The organism is Micromonospora zamorensis (assembly GCF_900090275.1).
Lineage (GTDB): Bacteria > Actinomycetota > Actinomycetes > Mycobacteriales > Micromonosporaceae > Micromonospora > Micromonospora zamorensis.
The window spans coordinates 755,872-774,232 of the sequence record NZ_LT607755.1; the positions used below are offsets into that span (position 1 = coordinate 755,872).

Here is an 18,361-nt window from a genome sequence, read left to right on the forward strand (position 1 = left end):
ATCGTCGCCGACGATGACCGCACCGGAATCACTCTCGCTCGCCCAGGCCCGCCGCGTGGCGCTCGCCGCCCAGGGCTTCGCCGACCCCGCGCCAACCGGCGTGCCGACGCGCCGGCATCTGCGCCGGGTGCTGGACCGGGTCGGGTTGATCCAGATGGACTCGGTCAACGTGTTGCAACGCGCGCACTACCTGCCGCTCTACAGCCGGCTCGGGCCCTACCCGACCAGGTTGCTCGACCAGGCCGCCTACCGCCGCCCCCGCGAGTTGTTCGAATACTGGGGTCATGAGGCGTCGCTGGTGCCGGTCGAGCTGCACCCGGTGCTGCGCTGGCGGATGGCTCGCGCGCACAGCGATTCCTGGGGTGGCATGCAGCGGATCGCCCAGGAGCAGCCGGAGCTGGTCCGCTGGGTTCGCGACGAGGTGGCCGCCCGCGGCCCGCTGACGGCTGCCGAGATCGAGCACGACGCACCTCGGGAGACGGGCAACTGGGGGTGGAACTGGTCGGCGGTCAAACGGGCGTTGGAGTTCCTCTTCTGGGCCGGCGAGGTGACCGCCGCGGAGCGCAGCACCTCCTTCGCCCGCCGCTACGACCTGCCCGAGCGGGTGCTGCCCGCGGCGGTGCTGGCCGCGCCCACCCCGACCGACGCCGAGGCGTACCGCACGCTGGTCGCCCTCGCCGCGCGGTCGCTCGGGGTGGCCGCCGAGCCGGAGCTGCGCGACTACTTCCGACTGCCGCTGGCCGGTGCCCGCCAAGCCGTCGCGGAGCTGGCCGAGGCCGGTGAGCTGGTGCCGGTCACCGTGGCGGGCTGGCGACAGCCGGCCTGGCTGCACGCGTCCGCGCGGCTGCCCCGGTGGATTCGCGGCAACACCCTGGTCAGCCCCTTCGACCCGTTGATCTGGGAACGTGCCCGCACCGAGAGGTTGTTCGACTTCAGCTACCGGATCGAGATCTACGTCCCGGCGCCACAGCGGGTCTACGGCTACTACGTGCTGCCCTTCCTGCAGGGCGACCGGTTCACCGCCCGGGTCGACCTGAAGGCCGATCGCAAGGCCGGTGTGCTGCTGGTGCCGGCCGCGTGGGTCGAGCCCGGCGCCGACCCGGGGGAGACCGCTGTGGCGCTCGCCGCCGAGCTGCACCGACTCGCCGGCTGGCTCGGTCTGGACGCGGTGGAGCCGCCCACGGCCGGCGACCTGGCCGGTCCGCTCACCGCCGCGTTGACCGGCGTGTCCGGTGTACCGTGAGCGCGTGACGAGCGCTCCCGGACCGGTCGACCAGCCGCAGCCCGCCCCCGGGGCGGTTCACCCGGTGCCTGTCGGCGCGGTGTCGACCAGCTCCGGTCCGACCGGCCTGGCATCGGCCGGCGAGGTCCCGGCCGACCCGGCATCGGGTGGCGCGGCATCGGGTGGCTCGGGTCCGGCCGGCTGGCCGACGGTCCCGCCGGATGGTTACGCGGAACTGAAGCCGGACCGGATCACGCGGTTCGTGCTGCGGCTCTACGAGCGTTCACCGCGCTGGGCGGTGCCGCTGGCCGCGGTCGGTTGCGTCGCCATCGGCATGGGCTACGCGTTGCTCAGCAATCCGACCCACGCCGCCCCGGACGCCGCGCCCACCTGTCTGCTGAAGTTGACCACCGGGCTGGACTGCCCGGGCTGCGGAGGCACCCGCGCACTCTGGTACGTGCTGCACGCCGACCTGCCGGCCGCCGCCCGGCACCACTTCCTGTTCGTCTTCGCGCTGCCGTTCCTCGCGTACCTCTTCGTGGCCTGGGCGGGAAACCAGGCGTTCGGTTGGCGACTGCCGGAGTTGCGACTCAGCTCGAAGGTCATCGTCGGGTTCATGGGCGCGTGGCTGGCCTTCTCGGTGTTGCGCAACCTGCCCTGGGCGCCGTTCACCTCGCTGTACGTCTGAGCGCGCCTGCCGCTCGAGGATCGCCACACCGCCGGCATGTGCTGCACTCCCATGATCGACTCGGCATTCAGGGAAGCGGGCCGTCCACCCGCCCCGGACACCCCGACTTCCAGGAACCCGAGTCGATCACGCGGCGAGCGCCGCGCAGGCGGGCGCGTCCCGGCGGCGGTGCCGCCCGCGGTCTGAGTGATCGACATTGCACGAGGCGTGCCTGAGTTGGGGCGGGAGGCACCGCGCCACTACAGTCCCTGGCATGCCGGAGATGGTGCAGCCCCAGGTCAAGTTGATCGCGTGGACCCAGTTCGCGGCCCCGGACGACGTGCCGTGGTCGACCGACGCGGAAGGTGGCCAGGCGCTCGCCGAGTTCGCCGGCCGGGCCTGCTACCAGTCGTGGAAGAAGCCGAACCCGGCGACCGCCACCAACGCCGGTTACCTGGCGCACATCCTGGAGGTCGGGCACCTGTCGGTGCTGGAGCACGGGTCGGTCACCTTCTACTTCACCGGGGTGTCGCGCTCCTTCACCCACGAGTTGATCCGGCACCGGCACTTCTCGTACTCCCAGCTGTCCCAGCGTTACGTCCCGGAGCGGGACGCGGCCATGGTCGAGCCGGCGGTCATCGCCGACGACCCGGAGCTGCACAAGAAGTTCACCGAGGCCGCCGAGGCGAGCGTTCGGGCGTACAACGAGTTGTTGGAGGGCCTCGAAAAGCGCTTCTCCGACGAACCGAACCCCACGCTGCGCCGCAAGCAGGCCCGGCAGGCGGCCCGGGCGGTGCTGCCCAACGCCACCGAGACGCGGATCGTGGTCACCGGCAACTACCGGGCGTGGCGGCACTTCGTCGCGATGCGCGCCACCGAGCACGCCGATGTGGAGATCCGTGAGCTGGCCGTGGAGTGCCTGCGGCAGCTCCAGGACGTCGCCCCCAACGTGTTCGCCGACTTCGTGATCTCCACGCTGCCGGACGGCACCGAGGTGGCGGCCAGCCCGCACGAGGCGTCCTGAGCCCTTCCCCGGCGGGCCCCGGCTGGTCGTCCGCTAGGTTGGAGGGTATGACGCACGACCACCTCGACGCCGCGGCACGACCGGCGTCCCGCCCCTTCGGCCGGCTGCTCACCGCCATGGTGAGCCCGTTCACCCCCGACGGCTCGCTCGACCTCGACGGCGCCGCCCGGCTGGCGAGCCACCTGGTCGACGAGCAGGGCAACGACGCACTGGTGGTCAACGGCACCACCGGCGAGTCGCCGACCACCACCGAGGCGGAGAAGGACCACCTGATCCGGGCCGTGGTGGAGGCCGTCGGTGACCGCGCCAAGGTGGTCGCCGGGGTCGGCACCAACGACACCCGGCACACCATCGAGCTGGCCGCCGCCGCCGAGAAGGCAGGTGCGCACGGTCTGCTGGTGGTGACCCCGTACTACAACAAGCCGCCGCAGAGCGGGTTGTTGCGGCACTTCACCGCGGTGGCCGACGCCACCGGCCTCCCGGTGATGCTGTACGACATCCCACACCGCTCCGGCGTGCCGATCGACACCGAGACGCTGGTCCGGCTCGCCGAGCACGGCCGGATCGTCGCGGTCAAGGACGCCAAGGGCGACCTGACCGCCACAAGTTGGGTGACCAGCCGGACCGCCCTCGCCTTCTACAGCGGCGAGGACGCCCTCACCCTGCCGGCGCTGGCCGTCGGCAGCGTGGGCCTGGTCGGCACCTCGACGCACTTCACCGGGGCGCTGGCCGCACAGATGATCGAGGCGTACGACGCGGGGGACATGCCGACCGCGCTGGCGCTGCACCGGCGGCTGCTGCCGCTGTTCACCGGCATCTTCCGCACGCAGGGCACGATCCTGGTGAAGGCGGGCCTGGCATCGCTGGGTCTGCCGGCCGGCCCGGTGCGACCCCCGCTGGTGGACGCCACCAACGACGAGATCGCCCAGCTGCGCGCGGACTTCGCGGCAGCGGGCATGGAGCTGCCCGAATGATCAAACGACACGATGGACGCCGAGTGACGGCGTCGCAGATTGAGGTGGACGCGTGACCGAGGCGCACATCGAGGCGGAACTACCCCCGCCGCTGCCGGAAGGTGGCCTGCGGATCATCCCGCTCGGCGGGCTCGGCGCCATTGGTCGGAACATGACCGTCTTCGAGTTCGACGGCAAGTTGCTGATCGTCGACTGCGGGGTCCTGTTCCCCGACGTCGAGCAGCCAGGTGTGGACCTGATCCTGCCCGACTTCGGGCCGATCCTGGACCGGCTTGCCGACGTCCAGGCGATCGTGCTGACGCACGGTCACGAGGACCACATCGGCGCGGTGCCCTACCTGCTCGCCCACAAGCCCGACATCCCGCTGGTCGGCTCACAGTTCACCCTCGCCCTGGTCGAGGCCAAGTTGGCCGAGCGGCGGATCCAGCCGTACACGCTGACCGTGCGGGAGGGCGGCCGGGAGCGGCTCGGCCCGTTCGAGTGTGAGTTCTTCGCGGTCAACCACTCGATCCCGGATGCCCTCGCGGTGGCCATCCGCACCCCTGCGGGCCTGGTGCTGCACACCGGCGACTTCAAGATGGACCAGCTCCCGCTGGACGGTCGGATCACCGACCTGGCCGGCTTCGCCCGGCTCGGCGCCGAAGGTGTCGACCTGTTGCTGTCCGACTCCACCAACGCGGAGATTCCCGGCTTCGTCACCCCGGAGCGGGAGATCGGGCCGGTGCTCGACTCGATCTTCGCGAAGGCCAAGGGCCGCATCATCGTGGCGTCGTTCGCGTCGCACGTGCACCGCGTGCAGCAGGTCTTCGACTCCGCCGCGGAGCATGGCCGCAAGGTCGCGTTGATCGGGCGGTCCATGGTTCGCAACATGGGCATCGCCCGGGACCTCGGCCTGCTCAACATCCCGGCCGGGCTGGTTATCAGCATCGACGAGGCCACCACGCTGCCGCCGGACGAGATCGTGCTGATGTCCACCGGTTCGCAGGGTGAGCCGATGAGCGCGCTGGGCCGGATGGCCAGCGGCGATCACCGGCACATCACCATCGCCCCCGGCGACACCGTCGTGCTGGCCTCCTCGCTGGTGCCCGGCAACGAGACCTCGGTCTACCGGGTGATCAACCGGCTTGCCCGGGCCGGCGCGGTCGTCGTGCACAAGGACGTCGCGAAGGTGCACGTCTCCGGGCACGCCCCCGCCGGAGAGCTGCTCTACCTGCTCAACGTGGTTCGGCCCAGCAACCTGATGCCCGTGCACGGCGAGTGGCGCCACCTGCGTGCCCACGCCCGGCTCGGCATCGAGTCTGGGGTCGCCGCCGACCGGGTGGTGATCTGCGAGGACGGCGACGTGGTCGACCTGGTCGAGGGTCGCGCCACACTGGTCGGGCACGTGAAGAGCCGGTACGTCTACGTGGACGGCCTCGCAGTCGGTGACGTCAGCGAGTCGCTGCTCACCGAGCGGCGGATCCTCGGCGACGGCGGCTTCATCGCCACCACCGTCGTCGTGGACTCGGTCACCGGCAAGGTGGTCGCCGGCCCGACGCTGTCCGCGAAGGGCTTCTCCGAGGACCCGGAGGCGTTCAACCCGGTGGTCCCGCTGGTCACCGAGGCGCTCAACCGGGCCGCGGCGGACGGCATCACCGACCCGCACCAGCTCCAGCAGATCGTCCGGCGCACGGTGGGGCGGTGGGTCAACGACAAGTACCGTCGTCGCCCGATGATCGTGCCCACCGTCGTCGAGGTCTGACACACGCGTGACCGGGCCGGTGGCCGACATTCCCCGTGGATGTCGGTGGCCGGCCCGACTCGTTCAGGAGGTGTTCCGGCTCAGCCCCGGAACAGTCGCCGCCGCAGCACCAGCAGCCCGACCCCGAGGGCCAGCAGGGCCGCTCCGATGAGGCCGTACGTGCTGCCGGAGACACCGGTGCGGGGCAGTTGCGCCGCCTCCGGGGCGGACGTGGTTGCGGTGGCGGTCGGGCCTGCGGTGGCGGTCGGTGATGGCCGTGGCACATCGACGCGGCACGTCCGGTTGCGTCCTGTCGGATGTCGCACAGTCGCGCCCCGGAGCGCAACCATTCGCCCTGTTCGCGACTAGGGGAGCGCCGCGACCGCCTCGGCGTAGGCGACGCCGGTGGCGATGGCCGCGTCGACCAGCACCGTGAGCTGCGCCGGGGCCACCCCGTGGGTCAGATCGGTGGCCACGTCGCCGGCCAGCACCAACTCCTCGCCGATGTCGTGCGCGTAGGCCTTGGGCAGCAGCCGGTCATGGTTCCAGGCGTTACAGAACGCGTACGCCTCGGAGCGGCGGGTCGCCGGCAGCCGGCGGGCGGCCATTGCCCGGGCGTGCAGCACCTCGCCACGTTCGCCGGCCCGCCGGAACTGGATCACCACGCCGCCCCACCGGCCGACGACGGTGTCGCCTTCCTCCACCAGGTACTGGTCGCCGCGCCGGTCCAGTACCGCGGTGATCATGTCGACGGTCAGCGCCATCAGCTCCCGCTCGCCCGACCCGCTCGCCTCGTCGGACCCGTCGGCGTCGGGCTCGGCAGACCCGTCGGCGTCGGGCCCGTCCGGCTCGTCGTCGGCGGGCAGCACGACCGGTGCGGTGAGCGGGCGCTCCGCGAGCCAGGCGGCCATCCGGCCGGAGTGGTGGCCGGTGCCGTTGCGGGCGTCGAAGCTGCCGGCCAGTTCACTGGCCACCCCGAGCAGCAGGGCGCCGAGTGTGGACACGTCCGGCTCAGTGGCGGGTCGTCCGCCGTACGCCGGTCGGGGCAGCGGTCGCCCACCCAGCCCGGCCTCCTCGGCCAGAGTGCAGACCAGCGCACCGGCGGCGGCGAACTCCATCGCGGCGAGGTCGTCGCTGGGCCGGTCCAGTCTGGGCAGCTGTTCGGTCAGGATGGTCAGCCCTCGTTCCAGGTGCCCACCCAACGCGCAGAACCGCAGGTGCGCGGCGAGGTACGGGAAGGCGGCCGGCTCACGCCGGTGCCGGCGGTACGCCCGCACGTGGGCCGCCGCGGCCCGCTCCGGCTCCCCGGCCCGCAGGGCGGGCAGCAGGCCGGCGACCAGGTCCCGTTCGGGCTGGTCGGTGCAGGGCTCCGGTTCGCCGTCGCGCTTCTCCAGCTCGCCGAGCGCGGCTCGCCACTCACCCCAGCCGGCCAGCAGCTCCGCCCGCCGAGCGGAGGCGCAGCCCGGGCAGCCACCGGCGGGGCCGGGCCGTTTCCCGGACCACCGTTCATACCAGTGGCGGGCGGTGGGCTCGTCGCCCAGGTGATCGGCGATTCGGCAGTGCAGCTCCGCGACGGTTGGCGCGTCCGGACCGTCCGTGCCGACCCGGTGGGCCAGGTCGTGCAGCAGGGCCCTGGTCTGGTCCAGCCCGACCCGGGGGGTGCCGAGCAGTGCCTCCACCGCGTACCGCTGGTAGCGCAGCAGCAGCCCGGTCTCGTTGTCGGTCAGCAGCTCGGGTCGGTGGTCGGCGGCCGCCCGGCAGCGCCGGACCGGCTCGACCAGGCGCCACCGCTCCCCGTCGAGCAGGTACGCCTCGATCAGCGCGAACCGGGCGTCCACCCCGGACCGGACGTCCCCGGCGGCGTCGGCGCGCTCGGCGAGCCGTTCCAGGGTCACCTGCCGGTCCGGGCCGTCGGGCAGGTCCCGGGCATCGGCGAGCGCGGCCTCCAGCGCCGGAAGGCGGCCCCCGCCGACCGGGCCGTCGGGCGCAGCGCCGGCCCGGTTGGTGCGACTGCCCGTGAACTCGTCCCGGCCGGTCACGACAGCACCGCGCCGGGCAGTCGACGGACCGCCACGGCGAGCTGGCAGCCGGTGGAGATGCCACAGTCGAGCAGTTGGTCGAGCTGGTGCGGGGTCACCCCGCGTTCCAGGTCGGTGATCACCTCGCCGTAGACCCGGGCTCGACCGTCGTCGTCGACGTGCACGAACGCCTTCGGCCAGAGCCGGTCGTGGTTCCACGAGTTGCAGAAGGCGTACAGGGCGGGCACCTGCTCGATTCCGAAGGTGGGAGTGACCATGGTGCGTACCTGGAGCAGCTCCCCGTCGCCGCCCAGGCGGAGGAACCAGATCATGTTGTCGTCGAAGCGGCCCACCAACTCGCCGTCCACGGTCAGGCCGACGGACCGGCCACGGGCGGCGAGCACCGCGGCGACCAGTTCGCCGCTCAGTGGACGCAGCGCACCGGGGTGCCCGGCCAGCGGATCGTCGGGATCGCCCGCGGTTTCCGGCGACGCCATGGGGCATCCCTTCTGAGGCGGATATCACGACCGGCAGTGGCGGTCGTGTTGCGACGCGCGGACACGACCCGGAAAAGCGGGGATCTGCCCGGCCCCACCGTTACCGTGACTCTATGGCGGGCCGTACCTCTCAGGCGAGCCGGCGGCGCGGCGCGTCGCCGCGCGGTGGCACCAACAGTCGTGCCCGTCAACCGGCGAAGAAGACCCGGGCACCGGTCCGGCGGCGCACCGCGCCCGCCCGGCCCGGCCCGGCCGTCTACGTGGGCCGGGCGGTCGGCGCACTGTGGATGGGTCTGGCACACGGGATGGGCTGGGCGGTGCGGGCCGCCGGCCGGCAGGCCGCCTCGGCCCGCGACCTCGACCCGGAGCACCGCCGCGACGGCGCCGGGCTGCTGCTGTTCGGGCTCGCCCTGCTCTCCGCCGTGGCGCTCTGGCTCTCCGGAGCGGGCCCGGTGGGCGCGCGACTGGCCGACACGATCCGGCTGTTCCTGGGCGCGATCTCGGTGGTCGTGCCGGTGCTGCTGATGATCGGGGCGTGGCGGCTGATGCGTCAGCCGGCCGACCCCGAGCACCGGGGCCGTGGGCTGATCGGCTGGGGTTCGCTGCTGGTCTCGACCGCAGCGCTGCTCCAGATCGGCCAGGACCCGGCCGACCCGCTGGAGCGTGACTTCGCGGGCGGTCTGGTCGGCGCGGGCGTCGGTGGTCTGCTGGAGCGGGCCGTCACCGCCTGGGTGGCGGTGCCGCTGCTGGTCCTGCTGCTGCTCTTCGGTCTGCTCGTGGTGACCGCGACGCCGATCAACAAGATCCCCGAGCGCCTCGGGCTGCTCGCCGGTGGGCTGGTCGCCGCACCGGACTCCTCCACGGAGGACGCCGACGAGCAGGCCGCGAAGCCGACGCGTAAGCGGCCGGCGAAGCGGATGCCTCCGCCGCTCGACCCGGACGACTTCGAGGACCTGGACGGCGCGGACCTCCAGGAAACCATGGTGCTGCCGCGCAAGTCGCCGGCGAAGGTGCCGGCGAGCCGCAAGCCGCCGGTCGAGCCGCCGGAGCACTCGCCCGCGCCGACCCGGGCCGAGCAGCTCGCGTTGACCGGGCTCTCCGGGGACTACACCCTCCCGCCGCCCAACATGCTCAGCGCCGGCGCCGCCGCGAAGACCCGCAGCAAGGCCAACGACGAGGTGATCGCCGCGCTGACCGGCGTGTTCGACCAGTTCGATGTGGACGCGGCGGTCACCGGCTTCACCCGCGGCCCGACGGTCACCCGCTACGAGGTGGAGTTGGGGCACGGCGTCAAGGTCGAACGGATCACCCAGCTGTCCCGCAACATCGCGTACGCGGTGAAGTCGCCGGACGTGCGGATCCTCAGCCCGATCCCGGGTAAGAGCGCCGTCGGCGTGGAGATCCCGAACACCGACCCGGAGAACGTCGCCCTCGGTGACGTGCTGCGCTCACGGGCGGCGACCAGCGACCACCACCCGATGGTGGTGGCCCTCGGCAAGGACATCGAGGGTGGCTACGTGGTGGCCAACCTTGCCAAGATGCCGCACATCCTCATCGCCGGCGCCACCGGCGCGGGCAAGTCGAGCTGCCTCAACACCCTGCTGGTGTCCATCCTCACCCGGGCCACCCCGGACGAGGTGCGGCTGCTGCTGATCGACCCGAAGCGGGTCGAGATGACCGGCTACGAGGGCATCCCGCACCTGGTCACCCCGATCGTGACCAACGCCAAGAAGGCGGCCGACTCGCTGGACTGGGTGGTCCGCGAGATGGACATGCGCTACGACGACCTCGCCGCCAACGGGGTTCGGCACATCGACGACTTCAACCGCAAGGTCCGCAACGGCGAGATCAAGGCCCCGCCGGGCAGCGAACGGGAGATGCGCCCGTACCCGTACCTGTTGGTGATCGTGGACGAGCTGGCCGATCTGATGATGGTCGCGCCGCGCGACGTGGAGGACTCGGTCGTCCGGATCACCCAGCTCGCCCGGGCCGCCGGCATCCACCTGGTCTTGGCGACCCAGCGCCCTTCGGTCGACGTGGTGACCGGTCTGATCAAGGCGAACGTGCCGTCCCGGCTGGCGTTCGCCACCTCCTCGCTCGCGGACTCGCGGGTCATCCTCGACCAGCCGGGCGCGGAGAAGCTGCTCGGCCGTGGCGACGGGCTGTTCCTGCCGATGGGTGCCTCCAAGCCGGTCCGCATCCAGGGCGCCTGGGTCACCGAGCGGGAGATCGCCGACGTCGTCAAGTTCTGCAAGGACCAGCGCGAGCCGGAGTTCCGCAAGGACGTGCTGGCCCCCGCGCAGGAGACCAAGAAGAAGCCCGACGAGGACATCGGCGACGACCTGGACCTGTTGGTGCAGGCGGTGGAGCTGGTGGTCACCTCGCAGTTCGGCTCGACCTCGATGCTCCAGCGCAAGCTGCGGGTCGGTTTCGCGAAGGCGGGCCGTCTGATGGACCTGATGGAGACCCGTGGGGTGGTCGGGCCGTCGGAGGGGTCGAAGGCGCGCGACGTGCTGGTCAAGCCGGACGAGCTGGAGGACGTCCTGGCCGGCCTGCGCGGCGACGGGGAATGACCGGGGGATAGCGCTGCGAGGGCCGGTCGACGGTACGACCGACCCCGGAACGCACGACGGGCCCGCCGAGACAAGGCGGGCCCGTGGCTGGGAAAGCGTGTCAGTTATTCATCAACGCGGCGAAGACCACCACGCCGAGGATCGCGGCGACGACGCTGGCCGCGGCGGCGTACCAGCCGAGCGGCTTGTCGCCCAGCACGGCGCCGACGATGCCCGCGATCACGCCGAGCACGCCGAAGATGATCGGGCTGAGCAGCAGGGCGAGGACCGCGAAGACGAAGCCCACGATGGTGAGGATGCGGGCGGCGTTGCTGCGGGGACGGGCGGTGCTCGGCATGTCGGCCATGTCTTCCTCCGTGTGAGAGCCTGTCGTGACGGATCGATGACTACCCACTGTGCGGACTTGTCACGCGTACTTCCTCAGTGGAAGATCTTCAGACCGATCACGCCCACGACCACCAGCAGCAGGCAGAGGATCCGGGGCAGGCTCGCCGACTCGCCGAGCGCCAGCATCCCGACCAGCGCGGTGCCGACCGCGCCGATGCCGACCCAGACCGCGTACCCGGTGCCGACCGGGATCTCCCGCAGGGCGTACGACAGCCCGGCCATGCTCAGGAGCAGGGTCACCACGAACACCACGGACGGGGTCAGCCGGCTGAAGCCGGCGCTGCGGTCCAGGGCGATCGCCCAGGCCGTCTCCAACAGTCCCGAGATCACCAGCACGAGCCAAGCCATCGTCCACCTCACGAAAAGGCGCCCGGGCTGTCGCGCCGGGACGAGTCTGCACGTCACACGGGGCGTCTTGGCCTGACCGGGTACGCCCACCACTCGTCCGGGGCGGCCACGAGCATCCGGGGCCACCGAAGCCGACGCTAGCACCGGCGCCGGGCGTCGGGCGGTGACTCCCGCCACGGCCCGTTGACCTCCACTTCACTTCAACTTGCAGTATTGCTGGCATGACTCTGCTCTACGCCGACCCCGAGGTCGCCGCCGCGCTGGACGCCGCCACCACGGTCGCCGCCATGCGGGCCGCTCTCCTGGCCGCGTACGAGGGACGGCTGATCGCTCCGCCTCGGGCCGCCGCCCCGCTCGACGGGGGGCGGATGGTGCTCACCGCCGGGCACCTGGTCGGCGAGTGGTACGGCTTCCGCTCCTACGACACCTTCGGCCACGAGCAGGGTGAACAGTTGGTGGTGCTGCACGACGCCCGCACCGGGGTGATCCGGGCGGTGGCGGTCGGCGAGGAGTTGGGCTCCCGGCGTACCGGAGGGTTGGGCGGCCTCGCGGTCGACGCGCTGGCCCGCCCGGACGCGGCCACCCTCGGTGTGATCGGCTCCGGCCGGCAGGCGTGGACGCAGGTCTGGGCCGCCGCGACCGTCCGCCCGCTGCGCGAGGTGGTGGTGCACAGCCGCTCCGCCGCTCGGCGGGACGCCTTCGCCGCCCGGGTCCGCGCCGAGCTGGGTGTGCCGGCCCGCGCGGTGACCACCCCGGGCGCGGCCGTCGCAGGGCGCGACCTGGTGGTGCTCGCCACCACCAGCCCGACCCCGGTGCTCTGCGCCGCCGACCTCAGCCCCGGCACGCACGTCAACGCCGTCGGCTTCAAGCAACTCAACCGCAGCGAATTCGGCACCGACCTGCTGGACACCGCCGACCTGCTGGTCACCGACTCACCGGCCCAGGCGGCGGACTACCAGCCGCCCATGCTCGCGGCCACACCCCCGTACGCCGAGCGGTTGCGCGACCTGGGCGGCATCCTGGCCGGCGCGGCCCCCGGCCGGACCACCGCCGACCAGGTCTCCGTCTTCTGCTCCACCGGCCTGGCCGGGACCGAGGTCTTCCTGCTCGACGCGTTGACCCGCGTCGGTGTCGCGGCGCGCTGACCGGCCGCGGGCGGGGCGGAACGACGGTGCGTGGGTCGTGCCCGCAGCCCGCGTGCGTGGGGTTCCCCGGCCGGCCCGGTACCCTCGGATGGTGTCTGCCACCGCTCCTTCTCCTTCCGACCACGCCGAGGGCCGTCGTGTCGCCCTCCTGACCCTCGGCTGTGCCCGCAACGAGGTCGACTCGGAGGAGCTGGCCGCCCGGCTGCACGCCGACGGCTGGCAGGTGAGCACCGACGGCGAGGGCGCCGACGTGGTGGTCGTCAACACCTGCGGTTTCGTGGAGAAGGCCAAGCAGGATTCCATCCAGACCCTGCTCGCCGCCGCCGGCACCGGGGCCAAGGTCGTCGCAGCCGGCTGCATGGCCGAGCGGTACGGCCGGGAGCTCGCCGACAGCCTGCCCGAGGCGCAGGCGGTGTTGAGCTTCGACGACTACCCGGACATCGCCGCCCGGCTGAACGCGGTCGTCGCCGGTGAGCAGATCACCGCGCACACCCCCCGGGACCGGCGGGAGCTGCTGCCGTTGACCCCGGTGAAGCGGCGCGACAGCGGCGTGTCCCTGCCCGGGCACGGCACCGTGACCCGCACCACCACCGACACCGACGAGCACACCCCGGCACACCTGCGGCAGATCCTGCGCCGTCGACTGGACACCGGCCCGGTGGCCTCGCTGAAGCTCGCCAGCGGCTGCGACCGGCGCTGCGCGTTCTGTGCCATCCCCGCCTTCCGTGGGGCGTTCGTCTCGCGTACGCCGGACGAGCTGCTCGCCGAGGCGGAGTGGCTGGCCAAGTCCGGCGTACGGGAGCTGGTGCTGGTCAGCGAGAACTCCACCTCGTACGGCAAGGACCTGGGCGACCCCCGCGCGTTGGAGAAGCTGCTGCCGCAGCTCGCCGCCGTGACCGGCATCGTCCGGGTGCGGGCGAGCTACCTCCAGCCGGCCGAGACCCGGCCCGGGCTGGTCGAGGCGATCGCCAACACCCCGGGCGTGGCCCCGTACTTCGACCTGTCGTTCCAGCACTCCAGCGAGCCGGTGCTGCGCCGGATGCGGCGTTTCGGCTCCACCGACCGGTTCCTGGAGCTGCTGGCGAGCGCCCGTGCGCTGGCCCCGGACGCTGGCGCCCGGAGCAACTTCATCGTCGGGTTCCCCGGCGAGACGCGCGCCGACGTCGACGAGCTGGTGCGGTTCCTGACCGAGGCCCGGCTCGACGCGATCGGCATGTTCGACTACAGCGACGAGGACGGCACCGAGGCCGCCGGCCTGCCCGGCAAGGTCTCCGCCGCCACGATCAAGCGACGGTACGACCGGCTCAGCGCGCTCGCTGACGAGCTCTGCTCGCAGCGGGCCGAGGACCGCCTCGGCTCGACGATCGAGGTGCTGGTCGACTCGATCGAGGACGGCGTGGTGGAGGGCCGGGCGGCGCACCAGGCGCCGGAGGTGGACGGCTCCACCACCCTGGTCGCCCCGGCCGAGGGTGGGGTCGACCTCTCCGCGCTGCGCCCGGGTGACCTGGTGCGCGCAACGGTGACCGGCACCGAAGGGGTGGACCTGCTCGCCGTGCCGGATGAGATGATCTCGGCGGCGCCCGGCGCGGCACGGTGACGGCGGGCCCGAGCGGAGCGGGGGAGCCACGTGGTGCGGTACCGGGAACGCCACGGCGACCCGAGCGGGGTGCGGCGGTGACCGGGGCGACGGAGTCGACGCCCGGCCGGGCGGTGGTGGCGGTGGTGCCCGTCCTCAACGCGGCCAACGCGCTGACCGCCCTGCGGCTGGTGCTGGTGCCGGTCTTCGCCGCCTCGGTGGTGGTGTCCGGGATGACCCACTCCGGCTGGCGGATGGCGGCGTGCCTGATCTTCGCGGTGGCCTCGGCTACCGACCTGGTGGACGGGTGGATCGCCCGCCGGTTCGGGCTGGTCACCTCGGTCGGCAAGGTGGCCGACCCGATCGCCGACAAGGCGCTCACCGGCGCGGCCCTGGTGCTGCTCTCCTGGTACGACCTTCTGCCCTGGTGGGTGACCGCGCTGATCCTCGTCCGCGAGCTGGGCATCACCGGCCTGCGGTTCTGGGTGATCCGGCACGGTGTGATCGCCGCCAGCCGAGGCGGCAAGGTCAAGACGGCGCTCCAGATCCTGGCCATCGCCTGGTACCTCTGGCCGATGCCGGCCGCCCTGGCCGCCGTCGGCCCGTGGATCATGGCCGCCGCCGTCGTGGTCACGGTCGCCACCGGCTTCGACTACATAGCCCAGGCCCTACGCCTCCGCCGCCCCCGCTAAAAACCCAACCCCACCCCACCCACCCCCTCCGTTGATCATGAAGTTGTTGCCATCCGCAGCGGCGTGTCGGGGCGATAACTTCATGATCGACGCGATCGGGTGGGCAGGGTTGGGGGCCGTTGGGTGGGGAAGGACGAATTCATGCAGCGCGAGGCTAGTGGTGGTGTCGAGCGGCCGTCGGATGGTGCGGCGTCGGACGAGGCCGTGATGGGCAGCGCGGCGGCGGGTGTGGTGCACCGGTTGGTGCAGCGGCACGAGACCCTCGCGACTGTGGAATCGCTCACCGGCGGGTCGCTGGCCGCGTCGATCGTCGACATCGCCGGGGTCAGCGGGATCTACCGGGGTGGCCTCGTGGTCTACGCCACCGAGTTGAAGGGCACCCTGGCGGGCGTCCCCACCGACCTGCTGTCCGAGCGGGGGCCGGTGGACCCGGACGTGGCGGCGGCCCTCGCCGAGGGCGGTCGCCAGCGCTGCGGCGCGGACTGGGGGGTGGCGACCACCGGCGTCGCCGGCCCCGAACCGCAGGACGACAAGCCCGTCGGCCTGGTCTACGTCGCGGTCGCCGGTCCCAACGGTGGGGAGGTCCGCCAGCTCGACCTGGACGGCGGGCGGGACCACGTCCGCGCGGTCGCGGTGATCGAGGCTCTGCGGCTACTCGCCGAGCGGATCCACGACGCCGACGTGAAGGACCCCGACCTCGACCCCGACGCCCAGGGCTCCGGCCCCGACGCCCAGGTCCCCGAACCCGCGACCGACCACCCCTAGGGCCTGTTTCACAAGGACTGGCCGGCCTGCGGCGGGCCCGGACGACGACCGGCGGCGTTGCGGTCTCGTCCAGATACAACACCGGTATCCGGACGAAACCGCGCCTTGCCGGCTCGCCGCCCGGACTCCGCCTCGGCTCGACCGCCCTTATGAAACAGGCCCTAGGCCCCAGAAGTCGACGGGCCGGAAGATCCAGCCGAGACCGCCGGGGGCACCCGGGACAGGGCCGGAACGGGCGATGCCGCGCGCCGGTGAGCCCACGCTGGCGAACCGACGGGCGGGGCGGGATGTCGGCCGGGCCCGCAACGGGTACGGTTGCGGGAAGGCTCCGACGTTCGGGGTCGGCGCGGTCCGCCGCGACCGGCTGCCCAACGGCGGGCGCGAGGTATCCCTCAGGGGGAGGTGCGATGATCCTGCTACGCCGGGTGATCGGTGACGCACTGCGGGCGCGCCGGCAAGGCCAGCAGCGCACGCTGCGTGAGGTCTCCACCGCCGCCAACGTCAGCCTCGGTTACCTCTCCGAGATCGAGCGGGGGCACAAAGAGCCGTCCAGCGAGCTGCTCGCCGCGATCTGCGACGCCCTCGGCGCGCGCCTGTCCGAGCTGCTGCGTGAGGTGAGCGACACCGTGGCGCTCGCCGAGCAGATGCCCGGGGTGCTCGTCTCGATGCAGGAGGAGCAGGCCGATTCCTCGGCCGCGTCCAAGAGCACCAACCGGGGTGTGCGTCAGGTCACCTCCGATGGCAAGGTCGCCGTGTCGGTCCGTCAGGATTCGCCGCTCAAGGCCACGCTGCGCAGTGCCCGCGTCCGCCCGAACGAGCGCGATCGGGACGTGGTCTGCGCGGCCTGAGCCCGTCCTTCCGGTTGACCATGGGCGGGCTGGCCCCGGCCGCGTAGGGTGGCCCGCAGGAGCTGCCGGTGCCGTCGACCGCCCCGTACGGATGCCTCGTTGGCGTTCGGCTGGGACGATGGAGACCGGCCGGTCGTGGTCGGTCGGTCCATCCGGCCCGGCTGTGGTGGAGCGACGCTACTGAGGGGATACCGCGGAGATGGCGAACCCGTTCGTCAAGGGTTGGAACTACCTGATGGCGCTCTTCGGTGCGAAGATCGACGAGCACGCCGATCCCAAGGTGCAGATCCAGCAGGCCATCGAGGATGCCCAGCGGCAGCACCAGGCGCTGGTCCAGCAGGCCGCCGCCGTGATCGGCAACCAGCGTCAGCTGGAGATGAAGCTGTCCCGGCAGATGTCCGAGGTCGAGCGGTTGCAGGGCAACGCCCGACAGGCCCTGGTGCTGTCCGACCAGGCCCGGGCCAAGGGTGACGAGGCCGAGGCGGTGCGGTTCGAGCAGTCGGCGCAGACCCTGGCCACCCAGTTGGTCTCCTCCGAGCAGGCCACCGAAGACCTCAAGACCCTGCACGACCAGGCGTTGGGTGCCGCAGCCCAGGCCCGCCGTGCGGTCGAGAACAACTCGATGATCCTCCAGCAGAAGCTCGCCGAGCGCACCAAGCTGCTCAGCCAGCTGGAGCAGGCCAAGATGCAGGAGACGGTGGCCCGCTCGCTGGAGTCGATGTCGTCGTTGACCGCGCCCACCAACACCCCGTCCCTGGACGAGGTGCGCGACCGCATCGAGCGGCGCTACGCCAACGCGATGGGCCGCGCCGAGCTGGCCGGCAACTCCGTCGAGGGCCGGATGTTGGAGATCCAGAAGTCAACCATCGACTCGGCCGGCTCCGCCCGGCTGGAGCAGATCCGATCCAGCATGGCGGGGGAGCAGCTCGGCGGCGCGTCGCAGCGACCGGCCGTGCCGCAGGGCGAGAAGGCCGGCCCGGCCACCGACCCGACGGCCGCCGCCCGGCTGGACGAGCTGCGCGCCAGCATGGCTCGCGAGCGCGGCACCGGCGACCCGACCGCCGCCGGCTGAACGACCGGACCGAGGGGGTCAGGGTGGCAGCAGACGAGCGGACTCGATACTTCCGGAGGCTGGACCGGCTTCGCCGCTCCGCCCGGCGGTGGAGCGTGCTGGCCGGTGGGCTCGGCGGCGCGGCGGCGGTGCTGACCCCGTACGCCGGCCTTGGTCTGCCCGACGCGGCCTGGGCCGGCGCCGCGGGCAGCGCGGTGGCGCTCGCCGCCTGGCGGTGGATCGACGCGCGCGCCCTGGCCGCCCAGCCGGCGCCCCCCGCGCTCGATCCGGCCGAGGCTGCGGCCCGGTCGCGGGCCCGGTTGATCGCCGCCGTCGAGCGGCTGCCGGTCGGCCCGGGCGTGCTGGCCGAGGTTCGCCGGGTCCGCTCCCGGATCGCCCTGCGCGGCACCAGCGCGGGCGAGCAGTGGGCCCGACTGGATCGGGCGGCACTCACCCTGGCCGGGATGGCCCCCCGGCTCACCGGGCTGGCCGGGCCGGCCGTGCAGGAGGCCGCCACCGCCGATGCTTCGTTGCGCGACCTGGCCGCACGGGTGGCCAGCGTCGAACGTGCGCTGCGGCTGGCCCCGGCCGACGCCCGGGCGCCGCTGGCCGAGGCGCACGCCGTGCTGACCGGCCAACTGGAGAGCGGGGTCGCGGCCTACGAGCGGCTGGTGGTCGCTGCCGCCGGCTACCTGGCCGAGGACGCCCGACCGGAGGCCGCCCACCCGGCCGCCGACCGGCTCACCGAGGCGACCGACCTGCTGCACGGCGTCGCCGGCGCCCTGGCCGAGCTGCGCGCCGTCGGCACGCCGCTGCGCGCGCCGACCCGCTGAGAGCAGCGCCGACGGCCGGCC

Annotated in this window: 18 protein-coding genes and 1 riboswitch; of the genes, 13 read left to right on the top strand and 5 right to left on the bottom strand. The window is 72.7% G+C overall.

Annotated elements, in window-relative coordinates:
• The first annotated feature begins 13 nt into the window (after positions 1 to 13).
• The 5 genes from GA0070619_RS03480 (at position 14) to GA0070619_RS03500 (ending at position 5,628) form a co-directional block, all read left to right on the top strand.
• Positions 14 to 1,243, top strand: coding sequence for a winged helix-turn-helix domain-containing protein (locus GA0070619_RS03480; RefSeq protein WP_088946722.1), 1,230 nt, complete (start codon positions 14 to 16; stop codon positions 1,241 to 1,243).
• A gap of 64 nt (positions 1,244 to 1,307) precedes the next feature.
• The gene (locus GA0070619_RS03485; protein WP_231927440.1) at positions 1,308 to 1,910 is read left to right on the top strand and encodes a DUF2752 domain-containing protein; all 603 of its coding nucleotides are present in this window, start codon (positions 1,308 to 1,310) and stop codon (positions 1,908 to 1,910) included.
• 262 nt (positions 1,911 to 2,172) lie between these two features.
• Positions 2,173 to 2,913 carry an FAD-dependent thymidylate synthase gene (gene thyX / locus GA0070619_RS03490; protein WP_088951523.1) on the top strand — a complete coding sequence of 247 codons (741 nt, stop codon included), beginning with the start codon at positions 2,173 to 2,175 and terminating at the stop codon, positions 2,911 to 2,913.
• 47 nt (positions 2,914 to 2,960) lie between these two features.
• Complete coding sequence (gene dapA / locus GA0070619_RS03495; RefSeq protein ID WP_088946723.1) at positions 2,961 to 3,887, top strand: 4-hydroxy-tetrahydrodipicolinate synthase; 927 nt, start codon at positions 2,961 to 2,963, stop codon at positions 3,885 to 3,887.
• Between the two features lie 52 nt (positions 3,888 to 3,939).
• Entirely contained in the window at positions 3,940 to 5,628 is a 1,689-nt protein-coding gene (locus tag GA0070619_RS03500; RefSeq protein WP_088946724.1) for a ribonuclease J, read from the top strand.
• 80 nt (positions 5,629 to 5,708) lie between these two features.
• On the opposite strand, the gene GA0070619_RS03505 is transcribed toward GA0070619_RS03500, so the two are convergent.
• The 3 genes from GA0070619_RS03505 to GA0070619_RS03515 form a co-directional block, all read right to left on the bottom strand.
• Positions 5,709 to 5,891 (bottom strand): LPXTG cell wall anchor domain-containing protein, encoded by a 183-nt coding sequence (locus GA0070619_RS03505; protein ID WP_231927250.1) that lies wholly within the window; start codon positions 5,889 to 5,891, stop codon positions 5,709 to 5,711.
• A gap of 81 nt (positions 5,892 to 5,972) precedes the next feature.
• Positions 5,973 to 7,646, bottom strand: coding sequence for a type III secretion system chaperone family protein (locus tag GA0070619_RS03510; protein WP_157743891.1), 1,674 nt, complete (start codon positions 7,644 to 7,646; stop codon positions 5,973 to 5,975).
• Positions 7,643 to 8,122, bottom strand: coding sequence for a type III secretion system chaperone family protein (locus tag GA0070619_RS03515; RefSeq protein ID WP_088946726.1), 480 nt, complete (start codon positions 8,120 to 8,122; stop codon positions 7,643 to 7,645). The genes GA0070619_RS03510 and GA0070619_RS03515 overlap by 4 nt, the downstream gene beginning before the upstream one ends.
• Positions 8,123 to 8,235: 113 nt before the next feature.
• Between GA0070619_RS03515 and GA0070619_RS03520 the strand changes: the two genes are divergently transcribed.
• Complete coding sequence (locus GA0070619_RS03520; RefSeq protein ID WP_088946727.1) at positions 8,236 to 10,695, top strand: FtsK/SpoIIIE family DNA translocase; 2,460 nt, start codon at positions 8,236 to 8,238, stop codon at positions 10,693 to 10,695.
• A gap of 100 nt (positions 10,696 to 10,795) precedes the next feature.
• On the opposite strand, the gene GA0070619_RS03525 is transcribed toward GA0070619_RS03520, so the two are convergent.
• Both GA0070619_RS03525 and sugE read right to left on the bottom strand, forming a co-directional pair.
• On the bottom strand, positions 10,796 to 11,041 hold the full coding sequence (locus GA0070619_RS03525; protein ID WP_088946728.1) for a hypothetical protein: 246 nt from the start codon (positions 11,039 to 11,041) through the stop codon (positions 10,796 to 10,798).
• 74 nt (positions 11,042 to 11,115) lie between these two features.
• Complete coding sequence (gene sugE, locus GA0070619_RS03530) at positions 11,116 to 11,430, bottom strand: quaternary ammonium compound efflux SMR transporter SugE (protein WP_088946729.1); 315 nt, start codon at positions 11,428 to 11,430, stop codon at positions 11,116 to 11,118.
• 56 nt (positions 11,431 to 11,486) lie between these two features.
• Positions 11,487 to 11,559: riboswitch (guanidine-III (ykkC-III) riboswitch) on the bottom strand.
• A 92-nt stretch (positions 11,560 to 11,651) separates the two neighbouring features.
• Between sugE and GA0070619_RS03535 the strand changes: the two genes are divergently transcribed.
• The 7 genes from GA0070619_RS03535 to pspM all read left to right on the top strand — a co-directional run bounded on the left by GA0070619_RS03535 (position 11,652) and on the right by pspM (position 18,340).
• On the top strand, positions 11,652 to 12,575 hold the full coding sequence (locus GA0070619_RS03535) for an ornithine cyclodeaminase family protein (protein ID WP_088946730.1): 924 nt from the start codon (positions 11,652 to 11,654) through the stop codon (positions 12,573 to 12,575).
• An 88-nt stretch (positions 12,576 to 12,663) separates the two neighbouring features.
• Positions 12,664 to 14,172: a 30S ribosomal protein S12 methylthiotransferase RimO gene (gene rimO, locus GA0070619_RS03540; protein WP_088951525.1), complete on the top strand. Its 1,509-nt coding sequence runs from the start codon at positions 12,664 to 12,666 to the stop codon at positions 14,170 to 14,172.
• Positions 14,173 to 14,249: 77 nt separating this feature from the next.
• Complete coding sequence (gene pgsA, locus GA0070619_RS03545; protein ID WP_088946731.1) at positions 14,250 to 14,843, top strand: CDP-diacylglycerol--glycerol-3-phosphate 3-phosphatidyltransferase; 594 nt, start codon at positions 14,250 to 14,252, stop codon at positions 14,841 to 14,843.
• 207 nt (positions 14,844 to 15,050) lie between these two features.
• The gene (locus tag GA0070619_RS03550) at positions 15,051 to 15,608 is read left to right on the top strand and encodes a CinA family protein (protein ID WP_088951526.1); all 558 of its coding nucleotides are present in this window, start codon (positions 15,051 to 15,053) and stop codon (positions 15,606 to 15,608) included.
• A gap of 407 nt (positions 15,609 to 16,015) precedes the next feature.
• A complete protein-coding gene (locus tag GA0070619_RS03555) occupies positions 16,016 to 16,456 on the top strand; it encodes a helix-turn-helix domain-containing protein (protein ID WP_088946732.1) in 441 nt (146 codons plus the stop codon).
• A gap of 199 nt (positions 16,457 to 16,655) precedes the next feature.
• Positions 16,656 to 17,528 (top strand): PspA/IM30 family protein, encoded by an 873-nt coding sequence (locus GA0070619_RS03560; protein WP_088946733.1) that lies wholly within the window; start codon positions 16,656 to 16,658, stop codon positions 17,526 to 17,528.
• Positions 17,529 to 17,551: 23 nt separating this feature from the next.
• Positions 17,552 to 18,340: a phage shock envelope stress response protein PspM gene (gene pspM / locus GA0070619_RS03565; RefSeq protein ID WP_088946734.1), complete on the top strand. Its 789-nt coding sequence runs from the start codon at positions 17,552 to 17,554 to the stop codon at positions 18,338 to 18,340.
• The last annotated feature ends 21 nt before the right edge of the window (positions 18,341 to 18,361 follow it).